This window comes from Urinicoccus massiliensis (assembly GCF_900120405.1).
GTDB lineage: Bacteria > Bacillota > Clostridia > Tissierellales > Peptoniphilaceae > Urinicoccus > Urinicoccus massiliensis.
Window position 1 is genome coordinate 390,657 of record NZ_LT635492.1, and the last position, 18,511, is coordinate 409,167.

Below are 18,511 nucleotides of genomic sequence, written 5' to 3' on the forward strand. Positions count from 1 at the left end.
TATGGATAGTAAATTTACTTGTCAAGAGAATACGACCTGGTTAAAAGCTCCATTATTTTTATTGCAAGTCTAGCTATTGTGTGGTAAAATAAGGAGTATTGAAAAACACGAAATTGTAAATTTGGGATAGGAGGTGTGCTCTATGGCAAAAACATGTGAAATCTGTGGTAAAGGTAAAATATTTGGAAACACTGTTTCTTTCTCTCATCGTAGAGGAAATAGAACTTGGTCTCCAAATGTACGCCGCATTCGTGCTATCGTAGATGGAAGTCCAAAGAGAATTTATGTTTGCACGCGTTGTCTACGCTCTCGTAAAGTAAAAAGAGCTCTTTAATCCCAAGATTTTTAAAATTAAATCATTTATAAAAGGTGAGTTCCTAGGAACTCACCTTTTTTTATCATTCGAATGGATTAAATATGCCTTTCCCTTGTGTAATTTTATAGTTCCCTCCTGGTCTAGAATCTCATTACTAATGCCTTGACTTTTTTTTCGATAGAGATTTTCCCTTTCCAGGGGATATTTCATATGGTATAAGCTCACAGTAATGGATTCTGTTACAGGCACTAGGCTTAAGTATTGGTAGCCATCTTTAGAGACTTGGTATTTGCCTGGACTTAAAAATTCCACCTTATTTTCCTGGTCCACTAGAGAGCAGGTAATCTTGTAGTCATGGGCTATTTCAAGCAGGGCCAAGTGGGCCAAAGTTTGATCAAACCGTCTACCAAAGCAGGCAAGAATATGAATGGATTCAGCCTGTAATCGGATTGCTTCCAAGAGGCAAAGATGGGTGTCTGTTTCATCTTTTTCCTTGGGAAAGCTCTTGATTTTAATCCCCTTGTCTTCAAGGATTTTTAAGTCCTGGGAATCAATGGAGTCCAAGTCTCCTATGACTTGCTGGGGGTCTATTCCTGCTTCTAAAAGACAATGGACTCCGGAATCTGCCGCAATAATATACCAATCCCTATATTGTTGAAGAAATTCTTTAGAGGGGGCCTGGCCTCCCGAAACAATGGCCACCTTCATTGGATGTCCTTAAATTCTTGAATCCGTTTAAGGGGGTCTGGAGCGTTAAAAACTGCACTTCCGGCTACCAAGATATCTGCCCCTGCGTTAAGAACTTCCTTGGCATTATCCAGCTTAACCCCGCCGTCTACTTCAATTTTAAAGGAGTAGTTTCCCTGGGTCCGGATGTCCTTTAACTCCTTAATCTTATCCAAAACCTGGGGCACAAAGGATTGGCCACCAAAACCTGGATTTACACTCATTAAAAGGACCAAGTCCAAGTCTCTTAAAATATATCTGATTTCTTCTGGGCTTTGGGCCGGGTTTAAGGCTACCCCTGCCTTTAGACCCATTTCTTTAATTTCTTGAATAGTCCTATGGAGGTGGATTGTGGCATCCGTATGGACAGTTAAAAAGTCTGCTCCAGCTTCTTTATAGGCTTTCAAGCTTCTTTCAGGTCGGTCAATCATCAAGTGAACATCAAAAGGTTTTTTAGTCAAGGGTCTTAAATGACTAATAACAGGAGGACCAAAGGTCAGGTTGTTGACATAGTGGCCGTCCATAACATCAATATGGATGTAGTCACAGGCACTTTGGTTTAAAAGGTCAAAGTCCCTTTCTAAATTAGCAAAATTAGCCGATAAGATTGACGGTGCAATTAGCGCCATTTGTTCTTCTCCTTTTCTTTTAATTCCTTGAACAAGTTGCAGTAATTCTCATACCTAGATTGGGGAATTTCTCCTTGGGCCAGCTTTTCTTTAATAGCGCAACCCGGTTCATTGATGTGGTTGCAATCCAAAAACTTACAGTGCCCCAAGTCTTCTTTCATTTCCGGAAAATATAAGGCCAAATCTTCTGCCTGGATGGATTCAATATCCAAACGACTGAATCCCGGTGTATCCAAAAGATAAAAACCCTGACCAGGATAAAGTTCCACATGCCTTGTCGTGTGCTTGCCCCTTTTTGTTTTTTCGCTGACCCCTCCTGTTTTTAAATTTTGATTAATGCATAGGCTGGTAAGAGTGGACTTTCCTGCACCAGAAACCCCTGCCAGGGCCGTTGTCTTTCCCTCTAATAGGGGTAAAAGTTTTTCCTTGCTTTCTTCTTCCTTTAAATTCATTAGGTAGCAGGAATAATGGGCCTTACTATAAATTTCTTTTAACTTTTCTGCCTCTTGGGGGTTTAAGTCCGCCTTGCTAACCAAGATAAGGACTGGGAGTCCCTCCAGGGCATAATGAACCAATAAGCTATCAATCAGAGGTAGGTTGTACTTGGGATCTTGAACCGGAATACACAATAAAACTTGGTCTATATTGGCCACCGGTGGGCGGATCAGGGTGTTTTTCCTTTCTTCAATGGATTCAATATAGGCTAGGTTGTCAACTCCCTCCTTGTGGTCAAAGGAAATAGTGACCCAATCTCCCACCAGGGGTTTATAACCAAAGTGTCTAAAATTTCCCTTGGCCCGAGCCTCTAGGCAGCCTAGATCTGAGTCTATTGTATAAAAGCCCCCTAGAGACCTGATGATTTTTCCCCTGGTCATTGACCCACCGTGTAAGAATTTACAATATTTCCATCGACATAGACTTCAAAGACATCTCCGTGTCTACCCTTCAATTTTAAATTTGATGTTTGTCCGCTTTCTACCGTTCGGTCCACAACTGTTTCACTACCATCCTCCGACTTTCTTTGGACAGTTAAATTGTGGGATTGGTCGTCATCCGGGATATTTACATTTAGTTTGAAGTTTCTAAGCTTATTGTCTGTTTTTTCTCGACTATCAGAGTCATCTCTATCCTTGCGGATAATTAGGTTGACAGCTGTTCCCTTGGAGACCTTAGTTCCAGCTTCATAGCTTTGTTTTACTACTTCGCCTACATCCACACTGTCATCTGACTTTTCATCAACACTGCCAAGTTTCAAGCCAACTTCTTCCAAATACTTTCGGGCAAGTTCAACGCTATTGCCCCTAAGGTCTGGAACAACAACTGTTTCATTGTCTTCCCCCTTAGAAACAATCAGGACAAGAGAGCTTCCATTTTTTACGGAAGTTCCAGCCTGCGGATTTGTGCCAATAACCATCTTTTCAGGAATATCCTTGTCAAATTGATAGTCAACAGAAGCAATGGTCAATCCAGATTTTTCCAAGATAGACCTAGCCTCATCATAGCTACGACCATTGACTGAAGGAACAATCACTTCACTGGACGCCGTAGAAGCCACTACATAAACAGTATCCCCCTTGTTCATGTGGGTTCCCTTGGGAGGATTTTGTTCCAAGACAGTTCCTGCAGGGACTTCATTGTCTTCTCTTTGCTCACTGATTTCGAAAAGAAGTCCCATGGCCTCTACTTTTTCCTGTACTTCTGCAACGGGTTGGTTGGTATAATCTTCCAAGACAAGGTCTGTAGACTTGTCTCTGGTTAAATACTTATATCCCCCAAAAATCACACCTACAAAAATCAAAATTGCCACCAGGACCCCTAAAAGTGTCCCCAGGATATTGGACTTTTTCTTATTTCTCCGTTCCGGGTCTTTTCTAGCTTCATTGGGTCTTCGCGTAGGACGGGGTCTATTGTCAACTTGGCTTTGGGCTTGAAGTATTTCAGTTTGACTCAAGGGTTGTGTTTCACCTTTTTTCATTTGGCTAACCTTCTTTTTCTGTGCCTTGGGATTTAAAAGGTAGTCTTTTAAGACTTGGATTACATCTTCTACCTTTTGGATTCTTTCCTTTGGATCCTTCATGGTCATTTTTCGTACAATGTCATCCACTGCCACATCCACATTGGGATTGATGTCTGAAGGAAGGGGCATGTGGTTTTGTATATGCATCAAGGCCACAGAAATTGGATTTTCTCCATCGAAGGGAACATCCCCTGTCAACATTTCAAATAAGACAATTCCCAAAGAATAAATGTCCGACCTGGTGTCAATTTTGGACCCTCGGGCTTGTTCTGGAGAAAAGTAATGGACACTCCCCATAACAGAGTCTGTCATGGTTACTGTGGAATTTCCTACAATTCGGGCAATACCAAAGTCGGTTACCTTGACCCGGTAGTCTCTGGTTACCATAATATTTTGAGATTTAATGTCCCGGTGGACAATGTGCTTGGCGTGGGCTACCTTTAAGGCCTCAGCAATTTGCAGGGCAAAATGGAAGGCTTGCTTGACAGGAAGTGGTCCTTCTTTTTGGATGACCTCTTTTAGGGTCTTGCCATCAATATATTCCATAACTATATAATAGTAGGTCTGCCCTTCTAAAATTTCAGACCCTACATCGTAGATGCTGACGATATTGGGGTGGGAGATGCTAGCTGCTGCTAGGGATTCCCTCCTGAATTTTCGAACAAAAGATTCATCTTCGTTGTATTCAGTTTTTAAAACCTTTAAGGCCACAATTCGATCTAATCGTTTATCATAGGCCTTATAGACATCGCCCATGCCTCCGCTACCAATTTTTTCTAAAATTTCATAGCGATCTGCTAAAGTACTACCAATCATTGGGCACCTCCTTTTATGGTTAAGACAATCACAGTAATATTATCTTTTCCTCCCCGATCCAAGGCCTGGTTAATTAACAGGTCAACTGCTTTTTCAGCCTCATTGGAAGAGATTATTTCTTGAATTTCCTCTTCCTCCAGCATATTTGTTAATCCATCTGAGCAGAGTAAATAAAGGTCATCCTCTTCCCACTGAACTTCTTGGACAAAAACCTCAATATCCTCCGTTGTTCCCAAGGCCTTTAATAAAACATTCTTTTTGGGATGGTCCTTGGCCTGGTCCGAGGTGATGGCTCCAACTTCCAATAAGTAGTTTACATAGGAATCATCAATGGTTAATTGGATTAAATCCTTGCCCTTCAAGCAATAGATCCGGCTATCACCAATGTTGGCAAAATACAAGTGGTCGTCCAGGATTTTTATCAGGGATAGGGTGGTTCCCATTCCAGATAAATTTTCATCCTCCAGGGATTTTTGGTAAATTTTTCGGTTTACTTCTTCAATGGCCTCTTTGATTTCTGCCTTGTCCTTAACATCAACCAAGAGCTTTTCCAACTCTTGCACAGCCATACTTGAAGCAAATTCACCACCCAGGTGACCTCCCATTCCGTCTGCCAGTAAGTAAATCTTATCCTTGTTTGATATCTTAAAGGCATCTTCATTATTTTTACGAACCTTTCCAACGTTCGTAGCTCCGTATGCTATCATAATCCTTCCTCTTCCTCAAATTTTTGTCTTAACTGCCCGCAAGATGCGTTAATATCGCCGCCTTGCTCCCGCCGAATGGTTACATTTAAGCCCATGTCCTCGCATCTTTTTTTGAAATAGAGGACCTTGGCCCTTTCCGGACGGTCTTCCCCATATTCATCAATAGGATTCAAGGGAATTAAGTTTAAATGGTGGAGACGGTTTTTCAATAATTTTTTCAACTCTTCCAGGTCCTCTTCCCTATTATTAACTCCGTCAATTAGGGTATATTCATAGGAAACCCGACGCCCCAATTGATCCGTATATTGGTCCAGGGCTTGAAAAATTTCTTTCAAGTCATAGCGCTTGGCTATGGGCATCATACCTTCCCTAACCTTTTGAAAAGGAGAATGCAGGGAAAGGGCCAGGTTTACCTTGCGGTCCTGGTGGGCCAGCTGTAAAATTTCCGGCACCAAGCCACAAGTTGAAAGAGTCATATTTCGATAACTCATGGGATATCCCAAGGGGCTATTTAAAATATCCATAAAAATAAGAACATTTTCTAAGTTGTCCAAGGGCTCCCCACTACCCATTAAGATGATACTATGAATTTTACCATATCTTCGTGTAGTTTCATATATTTGACCCAGCATTTCATAGGGACTTAAATTTCTTACCAACCCATTTTTAGTCGAAGCACAAAAATGACAACCCATGCGACACCCCACCTGGGTGGATATACATTGGCTATAGCCATAGTTGTTTTTCATCAAGACCCCTTCAATAAGCCTTTGGTCTTCCAGGCGAAAAAGAAATTTTTTCGTTTGGTCTTTTTTTGATGCAAAGGTGTGGGCTATGTCCACACTCTTCAGGGGCAGGTCCCCTAAATTCTCTCTGAGGCTCTTAGGCAGGGTGCTGCAAGTATCAAGATCTTTTCCTAACTGTTTATGGAAGTATTCAAACAATTGTCGGCCTCTAAAACTTGCCTGACCTAAGTCTTTAAGGGTCTTTTCCAAGTCCTCCAGCCTTTGTTCATTTAGGGCTAACATGTTTTCACCAATTTAAACATTTTAAATCCATCCGTCTCTTGGTTTAAGGGAAGGGATTTTTGATCCACAAGGGTAAAATCTTCCCGGTTTTTCAAAAAGTCTTCCATTAAGTATTCATTTTCCTCCTTGCTTATAGTGCAGGTGGAATAAACCAGGATTCCCCCAACTTTTAAGCAGGTTGCCGAAGCCTCTAGTAAGGATTTTTGTAGGCTTACCAGGCTCTTAATATCCTTTAAGGTCCGCTTATATTTTATTTCAGGCTTTCTTTTTAAAAGACCAAATCCGGAACAAGGAGCATCCAATAAAACCAAGTCAAAGGCTTCTTTTTCATCCTTTGAAGGCCTCTGTCCATCTCTTAATTTAGGGTCTATATTTTTTAGGCCCAGTCTTTGGATGTTGTCTTGGATTCTCTTTACTTTTTTTATGCTGACATCGCAACATTGAATCTTCAAGTCTGGTCTCATTAAAGCCAGACCAATAGACTTTCCTCCTGGAGCTCCACAGACATCCAAGGCCTTTTTTAACTCCTTTTCTTGGCCCTTTAAGGCAAAGTCCGCCACTTCCATGGCAGCCTGGTCTTGGACATAAAAAAATCCTTCCTTAAAGGCCCTAGTGGAAAAGATATTTCCCTTTAAAACCCTTAAGCCATCCAATCCAGGGATTTCTTTACATTGAATCCCTTCTTTAGCCAAACTGTCCAGTAGGTCTTTTGTTGAAATCTTAGATGTATTGACCCTTAAATCCGTGGCAGGGATTTCTATGGAATGACGGGCAAAGTCCAAGGTCCAATCTTCTCCATAGGATTTAATCAAATAAGAAGTTAATTCCATGGGGAGGGAATATTTAATATTGATTTCCTCCTCCAAGGAAGAAAACTTCCAGTCTTCCGGATGAATTTTTTCCTTGGTAGCCTTCCTCAGAACCGCATTGACAAAAGCTACGGATCCCTTGTGGCCGACTTTTTTAGCCAAGTTTACACTTTCATTGACAATGGCATGGGCCGGAACCCGGTCCAGGTAAATCCATTGGTAAAAAGCCATTCTAAGAATCATTTCAATGGGCTTGTGGAGTTTTTGATTCTTCCGATTCATAAAGGATTCAATGGCATAGTCCAGGGTAATTTTATGACGAAAAACCCCTTTTACAATTTCTCGATAAAGACCTGCATCTTTTTCATTTTGACCCCCTACATTTAAGACCTCCTCCAAAGATTCTTCTCCGGAGTCAATGGCCAATAGGGCTTTTAAAACTTCCTCTCTTAGCATATCAATCTCTTCTACTTCCACTTAAGGCCAAGAGGCGAAGGAGGGTTCCTAGGGCTGTTGCTAGGCTGGCTACATAGGTTAGGGCCGCTGCATCCAACATAGTATTAACCCCTTGCATTTCATTCATTGGCAAGAGGCCGCCTAGAATTTCCTTGGCCCGGTGGCTGGCATTGTATTCTACCGGTAGAGTTACCAGGGTAAATAAAACGGCTATGGCATAGAGGGCAATCCCTAGGTTCATTAAAAATTGACTAAAGACCAAGCCTGCAAAAAATAAGATAAAGGCAAAATTCGACCCAAACTGGGCTGCCGGTACAAGATAAGACCGTAACTTCAAGGGAAAATAATCCCTTGCATCTTGGATTGCATGGCCACACTCATGGGCGGCAATGGCCAAAGAGGCCACTGAAGACCGACTATAAACCCCTTCACTTAAATGAAGTGTTTGATCTGATGGGTTATAAAAATCACTTAGGTTCCCTGACACCCTATGGATGGACACATGGCCAAGACCATGGTCGTCTAAGATTTTTCGGGCCAAGCTGGCTCCGGTAAAGCCGGATCCAGTAAAAATTTGCCCATACTTCTTATAGGCATTTTGAACCTTGGCCTGGGCATAGAGGGCCAAGAAAAACCCCGGCAAAATGTACAGAATATAGGATGTATTAAAATAATAATAAGGCATCTTTCTTCCACAACCCTTCTAATTTATAAACTTAGACTATTTCCTCTTAAATAGTCCCTGGTATTCATTCTCTTTTTTCCAGGAGCCTGGATTATTTCCACTTGAATGCAGCCATCTTGAGCCTTCAAGTAGAGGTCTCCATTTACAAGTAAGAGGTCCTGGATTTGTCTATCCACTCTTTTCGCCTTGAAGACCTTGTAATTTCCATCTTTTGTTGTAAAAAAGGCCCCCTTGTAGCCATCCATCCCTTGAATTTTTCTAAGCATTTGCAAGACACTATCTTGCCCCAGCTTTAATTGACCATCCTCCTTGCCAATCTTATGGGCATAAGTAGCTAGTTGGTCATCTTGGGCCTTCAAATTTAAACCCTTTGTTTCAATTAAAGCTACAAGGTCCAAAATAAGTTTTGCTCCCAGATGACTTAACTCTTCTCTTAATTCCAAAGAAGTTTTTTCGGCAATTTCTACGCTGGCTGTCAGGGCTACAGGCCCGTCGTCCAACCCCGGTCCCATTTTCATTATAGAGATCCCCGTTTCTTCTTCTCCCTCTAGGATGGCCCTTTCAATTGGAGCTGCTCCCCGGTATTTGGGAAGCAAAGATCCATGGATGTTAAAGCATCCATACTTGGGGATATCTAAAACTTCCTGGGATAAAATTTTACCATAGGCGACAACCACAAAGAGGTCTGCCTCTTGGTCTCTTAAAAGGTCCAAAATATCTTTTTCTTTTAAACTTTGGGGTTTAATCAGGGGAAGACCTAATTTTTCCGCCAAGTCTCCTACTGCTGATTGTTTTAATTTTTTCCCTCGCCCTGCCGGCGCATCCGGTTGGCTTATAACCAGGGAAACTTCGTTGGATTCATGAAGACCCTCTAGGGCTGGACAGGCAAAGTCAGGTGTCCCGAAAAAAATAATTTTCAAAGCTCTTCCTCCTCTAGCCCTTCTCCTTCTGCTTCTTTTTGCATGGCTTCAATTTCCTCCATGGTATAGACCCTACTGGCTCGATCTGTATATAAAATCCCATCCAAGTGGTCATATTCATGTTGGATAATCCGCCCTAAAAATTCTTCCGTTTCTAGGACTTGTTCTTGGCCGTCTCGGTCCAAAAAACGGACCTTGACTTTCTTTTTTCGGCTGACAGTCCCCTGTCTATCCGGAACGGATAGGCAGGCTTCATAGGCCATAACATCTTCTCCGCCAAGTTCCAAAACGGGATTAATAAGGGCCAACTTATTTCCTTCTCGGTCATCAACAACGAAAATCCTACGCAGGACCCCCACTTGGGGGGCTGCAATCCCCACTCCTTCTTCTTCATACATGGTGTCAAACAAGTCATCAATCAATTGACGAATGTGGTCATTCACTTCCTTAACTTCCCTTGATTTCTTTCTTAGCAAGGGGTCTCCATCTATTCTTACTTGTCTTAAGGCCATTTCATCACCTCTCAAAAATAATATCTATATAAATTTTTCCCTTATTTTCTTTCATATGTTTCTTAAATACCCATTCCAGGGAGTCTCTTAACAAGGCTAAGTCAGCTTTATTGGATTTTAGCTGAAACTTAAAGGTATATTTATTTTTAATCTTGGGATTTTCAATAATTTTAGTTCCTACAAGATGTAAAGTCCGGGTAGCCCCTGTTAAATCCCGATAAAAATTTCTTGTTGCCTCATAAACCTCTTCCTTATCTGGTCCCGTTAGCTGGATGCTAATGAGCTTTTTAAAAGGAGGATAGTCATAGGCCTGCCTTTGCTTGATTTCCATATCATAAAAATCTTGATAGTCTCCCTGACAGGCAGTCTTTATGGCATAGTTGTCGGGATTATAGGTTTGAAGAACCACTTCTCCTGGATCTTTTCCCCGGCCCGAACGCCCAGAAACTTGGGTCAAAAGAGAATAACATTGCTCTTGCGCCTTGTAGTCCGATATAAATAAAGATGTATCCGCCGCCAAAATTCCCACCAGGGTTACATGTTCAAAGTCCAGGCCCTTGGCCAGCATTTGAGTTCCAATTAAAATGTCAATTTCCCTATTTTTCATATCCTCATAGAGGGAAAAATAAGTCTCTTTCTTATTGGTTGTATCCCGGTCCATTCGATGGACTTTTGCTTGGGGAAATAAATTTTTTACCAGCTCTTCTACCTGCTGGGTCCCGACTCCAAAGGGCTTAATAAGTTTTGATCCACAAACAGGGCAAGTCTTTGGTAGTGGCTTTGTAGACCCACAATAGTGGCATCTTAAGCGGTGGATGGTTTTATGATAGTTCATGGAAATATCACAAGAATCACAACGGATAGCCGTCCCACAATGCCTGCAGGAAACGAAGTTTGAATACCCCCTCCGATTTAAAAATAAAATAACTTGCTTACCTCGACTTAGGGTGTTTTGAATTTTTTGATGCAAGACATTACTTAGGATGGACAGGTTTCCCGTAGAAAGTTCTTCCCGCATATCCACAAGATGGACCCTGGCCAAAGGCCGGTCCATGATTCGATTTTTTAACTGGATAAGCTTTATATTCCCTTTTTTTGCCCGATAAAATAGGGAAACTTCAGGAGTAGCCGACCCGTAAACCAAGCGGGCCCCTGTAATTTCAGACCGCATTTTGGCAACTTCTCTCACATCATAACGAAGGGACTGGTGGTATTGATAGGATGCTTCCTGCTCTTCGTCCAGGATGATTAGGCCTAGATTTTCCATGGGAGCAAAGATTCCCGACCTAGCTCCAACAAGGATATCCACCTGACCATTTCGCATCCTAGTCCATTCCAACTTTCTTTGGCTATCTGTTAACTTGGAGTGCATAACGCTGGTTCTAGACCCAAACCTGGCCTGGACTCTTTCCACCATTTGAGGCGTTAAGGCAATTTCAGGCAGAATAATCAAAACTTTTTGGCCCCTTTCAATGCAATCCTGGGCCCAATGAAGGTATAGCTCCGTTTTTCCACTACCGGTGACACCAAAAAGTAGGGTCTCCAGGTTCTGGTCTTGGTAAAATTCTTGGTAGGCCCTTTCTTGGTCTGGGGTCAACACTTGCGGGGGCTGGCAGGTCTTTTCTTCTTTAATCGGACCGATGACCCCATTTTTAATCAGGGTTTGGATGGGGGAGGCACTAATATCTAGTCGGTCTAAAATTTCTGACTTCAACAAGGGACCCTGACTCTTTAAAAGGTTCAAGACCTTTTCTTGGGAGGGGTTTTTCCCCTGTCCTTGTAGATAACCATAACGGTTCAGGTCCGGTAAATTTTCAACTTTAAATTCCCCCTGGTCATAAAAAATCCCCTGACCATTGCTGGGAGGTAAAATGTAGGCCAGGCTAGTAAAGGGTCCAATAAAATACTTTTCAGACATTTTTTCAGCCAAAACCATCAGGTCTCTGGGAAGAAAGACTTGGTCTTCAAAAATTCCTAGTATTTCTTTAGCTTCAAAGCCTGAGGTGTTTTCGACATCAATGGCTAGAACAATCCCCATTAAAATCTTTTTACCAAAGGGAACCTTGACTCTTTGTCCAAGGAAAAGGTCATTTTTACTCAACTTGGTTGAATAGGTGTAAACCTGGTCAAAGCCTATGAAATTTTGTTGAACACAAACATCAATATACAAACAAGCCCTCCGATAAAAAGAGCTAGATTCCTCTAGCTCATCCTAACAACTTTACGATTTTGTTTAAAATAATCTCTGCCAAGTCCTTTTTTGTCTGTTTGGCATAGTCTATAGCAGAGTCCTTGTCAATAATGGTGACAATATTTGTGTCTGTAGCAAAGCCTGCATCCTTCTTTTTAATATTATTGGCTACAATAAAATCTACATTTTTGGATTCTAGCTTTTCTTTTGCATGCTCGACCAGGTTCTGACTTTCTGCTGCAAAAGCCACCATTATTTGTTTCTTCTTTCTCTTGGCCAGGTTTTTAATAATATCTGGGTTAGAGGTTAAATTTATGCTTAATGCTTCTTGGTCCTTGTGCTTGATTTTTTGATCAAAGTAGTCCTTGGGCCGGTAGTCTGCCGGGGCTGCCGGAGAAATATAAACATCGCAGCTATCAAATAAGCTGCTGGCTTCCCGGTAGAGTTCTTCAGTCGTTTCAATGGGAATATAGTCTATTCCCTCTGGTACAGGAAGGGAGGAATTTGCCGAAATCAAGTGGACCCGAGCCCCTCTTTTTTTAGCTGCTTCTGCAATGGCATAGCCCATTTTGCCGGAAGACCGGTTACCAATATAGCGAACTGGATCAATGGGTTCTCTTGTGCCTCCTGCTGTTACTACAATGTCTACCCCTTCCAAGTCTTTGACTGTAAAGTGGTCTTGGATGGCTTCTAAAATTTTTTCAGGAGCTAAAAGTTTGCCACTTCCGGCATCTCCACAAGCCAGAAGACCTTGGTCACAGGGCAAGATAATATAGCCATTTTTTTCTAAGTTTTTTAAATGTTCTTGGGTGGCCTTGTGGTTAAGCATATAGGTATTCATGGCCGGCGCAATCATAACTGGCGACCTCTTGGCCAATAATACCGTTGTAAGCATATTGTCCGCCAGGCCCAAGTCAATTTTGGCAATGGTGTTGGCTGTAGCCGGTGCAACGAGGATTAGGTCTGCCCATTTAGCCAGGCTGATGTGCTCTACGTCCATATTGCTTAGGCTAGCAAACATATCGGTATAGACCACATTTTTTGAAAGAGTTTGGAAAGTCAATGGCGTGACAAATTTTGTTGCATGTTCTGTCATAATGACCTTGACTTCAGCCCCTTGTTTTTTCAAGCGACTAATAAGGTCCACAACCTTATAAACTGCAATTCCACCTGTAACGCCAATTAAGATTCTCTTATTCTTCAATCTCTTCAGCTTCCTTTTCCTTTTCCATTTCAGCTTCCAGCAGCAATTCTTCTTCCAGCTCTTTTTGTCTTTCAAGCTCTAATTGGGCTTGGTGCTCTTCTTCTGTAGCAAAGGTAATCGCCCCTTCCACAGCTTCTTGGATAGCAATGGATACCGGTTTTTTCAAGTCCGTATCTATTAAGGCCGGCTCCCCATCTACCAACTCTCTGGACCGTTTGGAAACAAGCATCACAAGAGCGTAGCGACTATCGGTTATTTTATCAATGGTTTTAAAACTTGGAATGTTCAAATGAATCCTTCCTTCCCTTCATCATAATCTTCTTAATATCTGAATGCCTTTTAACCCTAAGTTTTTCTGCTGCAATAATAGATTCAATATCTTTAACAGCTTGATCTACAGAGTCATTGACAACAAAGTAATCATATTCTCCAACAAAGTCCAATTCCTTAAAGGCATTGGAAAATCTTGTTTCAATATCTTCTTCTGTTTCAGTTCCTCTCTTGCGGATCCGGTCAAGCAATTCATCCATAGACGGTGGCAGTAAAAAGATGAAGACCGCTTCCTTATATTTATCCTTTACTTGAAGGGCTCCTTGTACATCAATTTCCAAAAGTACAATTTCACCTTGATTAATTTGATTGAAAACAAACTCCTTGGGTGTCCCATAATAATTTGTATGAACATGGGCATGTTCCAGTAATTCATCCTTTTCAACCATCTTTTCGAATTCTTCCATTGTGGCAAAAAAGTAGTTTTCGCCATTGACTTCCCCCGGTCTAGGGGTCCTGGTCGTCACAGAAGTCGAATACTTAATTTCTTTGTTTTTCTCCATCAAAGCTGCACTAACTGTGCCCTTGCCAGACCCACTAGGTCCAGATAATACAAGTAAAAAACCTTTTGACATTCCTGTCTTCCACCATCCTTATCAAATTCTGTGTATTTTTCAGACAGGCTGCCTCCAAATAAGTGTATATTTTCTTCCTTTGAAAGACACGCCTACTGTCTCTATAGTGCTTTCTTTTTATTATAACATGGAAGACGAATAAATGGGAGAAATTAGGCAAAATTCTTTCAAATCCCCGGGCCTTTTTCGGCCTTATTTTTATAAGATATTGCCTTTTCCCAGGAAAATTTTCTTCAAGTCCCGGCTATGTTATAATAGGCAAAGGAGGAATTACTATGTCATATGATGGAATGATGCTGAAAAGCGTCCTTGAAGAATTAAATAGCCACTTACTTTCTAGTCGGGTGGATAAAATTCACCTACCCACCCACCATGAACTTTTTATGAGCTTTCGCAAGACCCAGGTCAACGAAACCCTCTTAATTAGCGTATCTTCAAACCACCCTAGAATGTATTTAACAAAAAATAAATTGGAAAATCCCATGCATCCCCCTCTCTTTTGTATGGTCTTGAGAAAACACCTCCAGGGGTCCAAACTCATCCAGGTCAAGCAAATTGGCCAAGACCGGATTGCTGAATTTGTCTTTGAAGGCTATAACGAATTGGGGGACAGTGTCAACCTCTCTTTAATCGTTGAAATTATGGGAAAATATTCCAACATTATCCTAATTGATACAGATAGTCGCCAAATTATTGACTGCCTTACCAAGGTGGGGTCCAGTATGAGTTCTGTCCGCGAAGTCTTACCTGGAAAAATTTACTCATCTGATGTCATCAGCCAAAAAAAATCCATCCTGGATGAAAGCTACCAAGACTTTGCCAAGTCTTACCTGGACTCTCCTGAAAACAAAAGTTTTCAACAATTTTTAATCACAAACTACATGGGGATTTCCAAAACCCTAACCCGGGAGATCAACTTCCGGGCCGGTCTTGATGAAGGCTTGCCTAAATCAGCCCTAGGTCCAAAAGACCAAGAAAAACTTTTAAAAATAGCCTATGATTTTTTCCAAAAAGTAAAGAAAAAAAACTACTTCTTTGCCATCTACCAAGACCAGGCAGACGAAAAAATTCTCGATTTTTCCAACCTTCCCCTAACCATGTATGGTCACGGAAGTCAAATTTATGACTCCCCTTCGGAACTTTTGGAAAATGTCTACACCCAAAGAGCTGAAAAAGACCTCATCCAGCAAAAGTCAGCTGACCTAAGAAAAAATTTAAAAATCCAACTCAACCGAGACTATTCAAAGTTGGGCAAGCTTAGGGATGAATTGGATGCTGCCCAAAACCGAGAAAAATATAAGGTCTACGGAGACTTGATTTCTGCCAACCTTCACGCCATTGAAGCGGGTCAAAAAGAACTCTTGGCTGAAAACTTTTATGACCCGGACCTTAAAACCATTAAAATTCCCCTGGACATTAAATTATCCCCTGCTCAAAATGCCAACAAAATGTATAAACGCTATCAAAAGTTGAAACATGCTGCCAATATTTTAAAAGACCAAATCCAGGAAACCTTAGAAAAAATTCAGGCCTATGAAGAAATTTCCCTACAAATTGATTGGGCTGAAAATCCTAGAGACCTGGACGAAATCAAGGACTCCTACCGGTTAATTTCGGGGCAAAAGTCTCGGAAAAATAAAAAGAATAAGTCCTCCAATCCCATGGTCTTCCAAGGAAAGGCAGGCCTCATTTATGTAGGTAAAAATAACCGGCAAAATGATGAAATCACCTTTAAAATTGCCAATAAAGATGACCTATGGTTTCATGTTCGTAACAATCCCGGTTCCCATGTCCTCTTAAAATCCAATGGTCAAGAGTTTAAAAATGAGGATATGCTGGCTGCCGCCGGACTCGCCGCCTACTTTAGCAAGCTGCGAGGGTCTAAACATGTTGATGTTGACTATACCCTGAAAAAATATATTAAAAGGCACCCTTCAAACAAGCTGGGCCTAGTCCATTATACAAACTTTAAAACAGTCCACGTTTCAGGACAAAATATTCCCAAGTCCTTGACTCGACAAGGCTAAATTCCAATCTTTTTATCCAAATTTTGACCCACATCAGCAAAATATCCCCACATCCTTAAGAATGTGGGGATATTTTTGATTGCTCTTTTATTTTATATAGTCCAGTCTTTCCAAAACAAGCTTATAGCCATCTGCCCCATAATTTAAAGCCCGGTTAATCCGACTAATGGTGGCTGTACTAGCACCTGTTTCCTCTTCGATGTCATGGTAGGTTTTTTTAGATACCAAGAGTTTTACAACCTCTAGCCTTTGGGCTATGGATTGTAGTTCCTTTACTGTACAGATGTCTTCAAAAAACCGATAGCATTCTTCCTTATTTTTTAAACTTAGAATTGCATCAAAAAGAGCATCTGTATTTTCTGATTTAATTTTTGATTGATAAGCCATGTTCCCTCCTTAAAATAGTCCTGTAATGCTTCCATCTTTATCGATATCCATATGGTTGGCTGCCGGATCCTTGGATAGGCCAGGCATGGTCATAATATCTCCGGTTTTTGCCACAATAAAGTTGGCCCCAGTTTGTGCAATAAGTTCACGAACCGTTAGGTTAAAACCTGTTGGGGCTCCTAATTTATTGGGATCATCAGAAAATGAATATTGGGTCTTTGCCACACAAACCGGTAGATGGTCCAGGCCTTCCTTGCGAATTTTTTCCATTTGTTTTTTTGCTTGGTCCGAATAAATCACATCCTTGGCCCCATAGATTTCTCTTGCTAGGCAAAGTAATTTTTCTTCCAAGTCCATGTCCTCGCTTAAAAGAGCTTTGAAATTAGACTCCTTGTCCAGGGCTTCCAAGACCCGATCTGCCAGGTCTAAGGCTCCTTGACCACCTTGAGCAAAGCAAGTAGACCTTGCATAGGCCAGGCCTTCTTCTTTTAATATATTTTCCAAAGTTTCCAATTCTTCTTCTGTATCCGTCGGGAAGGTGTTGATACAAACAACCAGAGGAAGTTGATATTTCTTTAAATTACTTATGTGGCGTTTAAGGTTGACTGCCCCATCCTTTAGGGCTTGGATATTTTCTTGGCCTAGGTCGGATTTAGCCAGGCCTCCATTGTATTTTAAAGCCCGAATTGTAGCTACAAGAACTACACAATCAGGTTTTAAGCCGCCGGCAGGGCACTTGATGTCTAAGAATTTTTCAGCCCCTAGATCTGCACCGAAGCCTGCTTCTGTAACGGTAATATCCGCCAACTTTAAGGCTGTTTTTGTTGCAATTAAGGAGTTACAACCATGGGCGATATTGGCAAAGGGCCCTCCATGAATAATAGCCGGTGTATTCTCAATGGTTTGGACCAGGTTTGGCAAGAGAGCATCCTTCATAAGCATAGCCACTGCACCTTGAACTTTTAAATCAGCAACAGTAACCGGTTGGTCATCTACTGTATAAGCTACCGTAATCTTGGCCACTTTTTCCTTAAAGTCCATCAGGTCATGAGACAGACATAAGATGGCCATAATTTCAGAAGCAACGGTAATATCAAAACCATCTTCTCTAGGGAAGCCATTTTTTTCCGATCCCAGTCCTACAACAATTTGTCTTAAGGCCCGATCATTCATATCCATAACTCTTTTCCAAATGATTTTTCTCAAATCAATATTTAGAGCATTGCCTTGGTGGATATGGTTATCAATACTTGCAGAAATTAAGTTGTGGGCACTGGTAATGGCATGGAAGTCTCCGGTAAAGTGGAGGTTGATATTTTCCATGGGTAAAACTTGGGCATATCCCCCACCACAGGCTCCCCCCTTGATACCAAAAACAGGTCCTAGGCTGGGTTCTCTTAGGGCTGTGATGGCCTTCTTCCCTCTTTGGCAAAGAGCCATGGCAAGACCAATATTCGTAGTGGTTTTTCCTTCTCCTGCCGGAGTTGGGTTAATGGCTGTTACAAGGACAAGTTTCCCATCCTCTTTTTCTTGGCATTGATCCAAGGTTTTTTTGGATATCTTGGCCATATGCTTGCCGTATTCAATTAAAGAATCTCTTGATAGGCCTAGTCCTTCAGCAATTTTTTCAATGTTTTCTAGTTGAGCTTCCCTTGCAATTTCAACATCAGTTTTCAATGACTTCCCCCCTCTTGTAAAATAAATTATAGTTCCTTATTCATTTCGTCAACTTCAGCTGCTAATTCTTCTTTATAGGCCCTTAATTTTTCCCTTAGGCTCTTGTCTGCCACTGCTAAAATCTCTGTAGCTAAAATTCCTGCATTTTTGCCCCCGTTAATAGCAACTGTTGCCACAGGTACCCCTGTTGGCATTTGCACTGTAGCTAAAAGGGCATCCAGGCCTTCTACTGAGCCTGCAACAGGTACCCCAATAACTGGTAAAGTTGTATAAGCAGCTAAGACTCCTGACAAGTGGGCAGCCTTTCCGGCAATTCCTATAATGACCCCATAGCCTTCTTCTTCAGCTTTTGATGCAAACTCACTGGCTGCATAGGGGGTTCTATGGGCTGAAATAACCTTGGTGTCATAGGCCACACCAAACTTGTCCAGCATCTTTTGCACCCCTTCAGCAATGTTACGATCTGAAATACTACCCATTATAATTGCTACCTTCATCT

The 18,511-nt window shown here is 41.5% G+C and carries 19 protein-coding genes; 2 read left to right on the top strand and 17 right to left on the bottom strand.

Features of this window, described 5'->3' with window-relative positions:
- Positions 1 to 142: 142 nt before the first annotated feature.
- Positions 143 to 334, top strand: a complete 192-nt coding sequence (rpmB, locus tag BQ7400_RS02250) for a 50S ribosomal protein L28 (RefSeq protein WP_072469320.1) — start codon at positions 143 to 145, stop codon at positions 332 to 334.
- Positions 335 to 385: 51 nt separating this feature from the next.
- Here the strand turns inward: rpmB and BQ7400_RS02255 are convergent, their stop codons facing one another.
- The 14 genes from BQ7400_RS02255 to gmk are packed head-to-tail and all read right to left on the bottom strand — an operon-like array spanning position 386 to position 13,921.
- Positions 386 to 1,024 (bottom strand): thiamine diphosphokinase, encoded by a 639-nt coding sequence (locus BQ7400_RS02255; RefSeq protein ID WP_072469321.1) that lies wholly within the window; start codon positions 1,022 to 1,024, stop codon positions 386 to 388.
- Positions 1,021 to 1,671, bottom strand: a complete 651-nt coding sequence (rpe, locus tag BQ7400_RS02260; RefSeq protein WP_072469322.1) for a ribulose-phosphate 3-epimerase — start codon at positions 1,669 to 1,671, stop codon at positions 1,021 to 1,023. The genes BQ7400_RS02255 and rpe overlap by 4 nt, the downstream gene beginning before the upstream one ends.
- Positions 1,662 to 2,546 carry a ribosome small subunit-dependent GTPase A gene (gene rsgA / locus BQ7400_RS02265; protein ID WP_072469323.1) on the bottom strand — a complete coding sequence of 295 codons (885 nt, stop codon included), beginning with the start codon at positions 2,544 to 2,546 and terminating at the stop codon, positions 1,662 to 1,664. The genes rpe and rsgA overlap by 10 nt, the downstream gene beginning before the upstream one ends.
- A complete protein-coding gene (gene pknB / locus BQ7400_RS02270; RefSeq protein ID WP_072469324.1) occupies positions 2,543 to 4,504 on the bottom strand; it encodes a Stk1 family PASTA domain-containing Ser/Thr kinase in 1,962 nt (653 codons plus the stop codon). The genes rsgA and pknB overlap by 4 nt, the downstream gene beginning before the upstream one ends.
- The gene (locus BQ7400_RS02275) at positions 4,501 to 5,211 is read right to left on the bottom strand and encodes a Stp1/IreP family PP2C-type Ser/Thr phosphatase (protein ID WP_034439598.1); all 711 of its coding nucleotides are present in this window, start codon (positions 5,209 to 5,211) and stop codon (positions 4,501 to 4,503) included. Before BQ7400_RS02275 ends, pknB begins: the two co-directional genes overlap by 4 nt.
- The gene (rlmN, locus tag BQ7400_RS02280; RefSeq protein WP_072469325.1) at positions 5,208 to 6,239 is read right to left on the bottom strand and encodes a dual-specificity RNA methyltransferase RlmN; all 1,032 of its coding nucleotides are present in this window, start codon (positions 6,237 to 6,239) and stop codon (positions 5,208 to 5,210) included. Before rlmN ends, BQ7400_RS02275 begins: the two co-directional genes overlap by 4 nt.
- Positions 6,233 to 7,504: a 16S rRNA (cytosine(967)-C(5))-methyltransferase RsmB gene (rsmB, locus tag BQ7400_RS02285; RefSeq protein ID WP_072469326.1), complete on the bottom strand. Its 1,272-nt coding sequence runs from the start codon at positions 7,502 to 7,504 to the stop codon at positions 6,233 to 6,235. The genes rlmN and rsmB overlap by 7 nt, the downstream gene beginning before the upstream one ends.
- A gap of 1 nt (position 7,505) precedes the next feature.
- Positions 7,506 to 8,189, bottom strand: coding sequence for a zinc metallopeptidase (locus BQ7400_RS02290; RefSeq protein ID WP_034439593.1), 684 nt, complete (start codon positions 8,187 to 8,189; stop codon positions 7,506 to 7,508).
- Between the two features lie 23 nt (positions 8,190 to 8,212).
- On the bottom strand, positions 8,213 to 9,109 hold the full coding sequence (fmt, locus tag BQ7400_RS02295) for a methionyl-tRNA formyltransferase (protein WP_072469327.1): 897 nt from the start codon (positions 9,107 to 9,109) through the stop codon (positions 8,213 to 8,215).
- Entirely contained in the window at positions 9,106 to 9,621 is a 516-nt protein-coding gene (def, locus tag BQ7400_RS02300; protein WP_034439587.1) for a peptide deformylase, read from the bottom strand. Before def ends, fmt begins: the two co-directional genes overlap by 4 nt.
- Positions 9,622 to 9,625: 4 nt before the next feature.
- Positions 9,626 to 11,791 carry a replication restart helicase PriA gene (priA, locus tag BQ7400_RS02305; protein WP_072469328.1) on the bottom strand — a complete coding sequence of 722 codons (2,166 nt, stop codon included), beginning with the start codon at positions 11,789 to 11,791 and terminating at the stop codon, positions 9,626 to 9,628.
- Between the two features lie 37 nt (positions 11,792 to 11,828).
- Positions 11,829 to 13,025, bottom strand: a complete 1,197-nt coding sequence (coaBC, locus tag BQ7400_RS02310) for a bifunctional phosphopantothenoylcysteine decarboxylase/phosphopantothenate--cysteine ligase CoaBC (RefSeq protein WP_094230608.1) — start codon at positions 13,023 to 13,025, stop codon at positions 11,829 to 11,831.
- Positions 13,006 to 13,305, bottom strand: coding sequence for a DNA-directed RNA polymerase subunit omega (gene rpoZ, locus BQ7400_RS02315; RefSeq protein WP_034439578.1), 300 nt, complete (start codon positions 13,303 to 13,305; stop codon positions 13,006 to 13,008). The genes coaBC and rpoZ overlap by 20 nt, the downstream gene beginning before the upstream one ends.
- Positions 13,286 to 13,921, bottom strand: coding sequence for a guanylate kinase (gmk, locus tag BQ7400_RS02320; protein ID WP_034439575.1), 636 nt, complete (start codon positions 13,919 to 13,921; stop codon positions 13,286 to 13,288). Before gmk ends, rpoZ begins: the two co-directional genes overlap by 20 nt.
- Positions 13,922 to 14,196: 275 nt before the next feature.
- Here gmk and BQ7400_RS02325 point away from each other — a divergent pair, with 275 nt between their 5' ends.
- On the top strand, positions 14,197 to 15,948 hold the full coding sequence (locus tag BQ7400_RS02325) for an Rqc2 family fibronectin-binding protein (RefSeq protein ID WP_072469330.1): 1,752 nt from the start codon (positions 14,197 to 14,199) through the stop codon (positions 15,946 to 15,948).
- 87 nt (positions 15,949 to 16,035) lie between these two features.
- Here BQ7400_RS02325 and BQ7400_RS02330 read toward each other — a convergent pair whose 3' ends face one another.
- From BQ7400_RS02330 to purE, 3 genes are read right to left on the bottom strand one after another with little or no spacing between them, the layout of a single operon-like run.
- Positions 16,036 to 16,335: a YerC/YecD family TrpR-related protein gene (locus tag BQ7400_RS02330; RefSeq protein WP_034439569.1), complete on the bottom strand. Its 300-nt coding sequence runs from the start codon at positions 16,333 to 16,335 to the stop codon at positions 16,036 to 16,038.
- Positions 16,336 to 16,344: 9 nt separating this feature from the next.
- Positions 16,345 to 18,012 carry a formate--tetrahydrofolate ligase gene (locus BQ7400_RS02335; RefSeq protein WP_072469331.1) on the bottom strand — a complete coding sequence of 556 codons (1,668 nt, stop codon included), beginning with the start codon at positions 18,010 to 18,012 and terminating at the stop codon, positions 16,345 to 16,347.
- Positions 18,013 to 18,038: 26 nt separating this feature from the next.
- Positions 18,039 to 18,509 carry a 5-(carboxyamino)imidazole ribonucleotide mutase gene (gene purE, locus BQ7400_RS02340; protein WP_034439563.1) on the bottom strand — a complete coding sequence of 157 codons (471 nt, stop codon included), beginning with the start codon at positions 18,507 to 18,509 and terminating at the stop codon, positions 18,039 to 18,041.
- Positions 18,510 to 18,511: the final 2 nt, after the last annotated feature.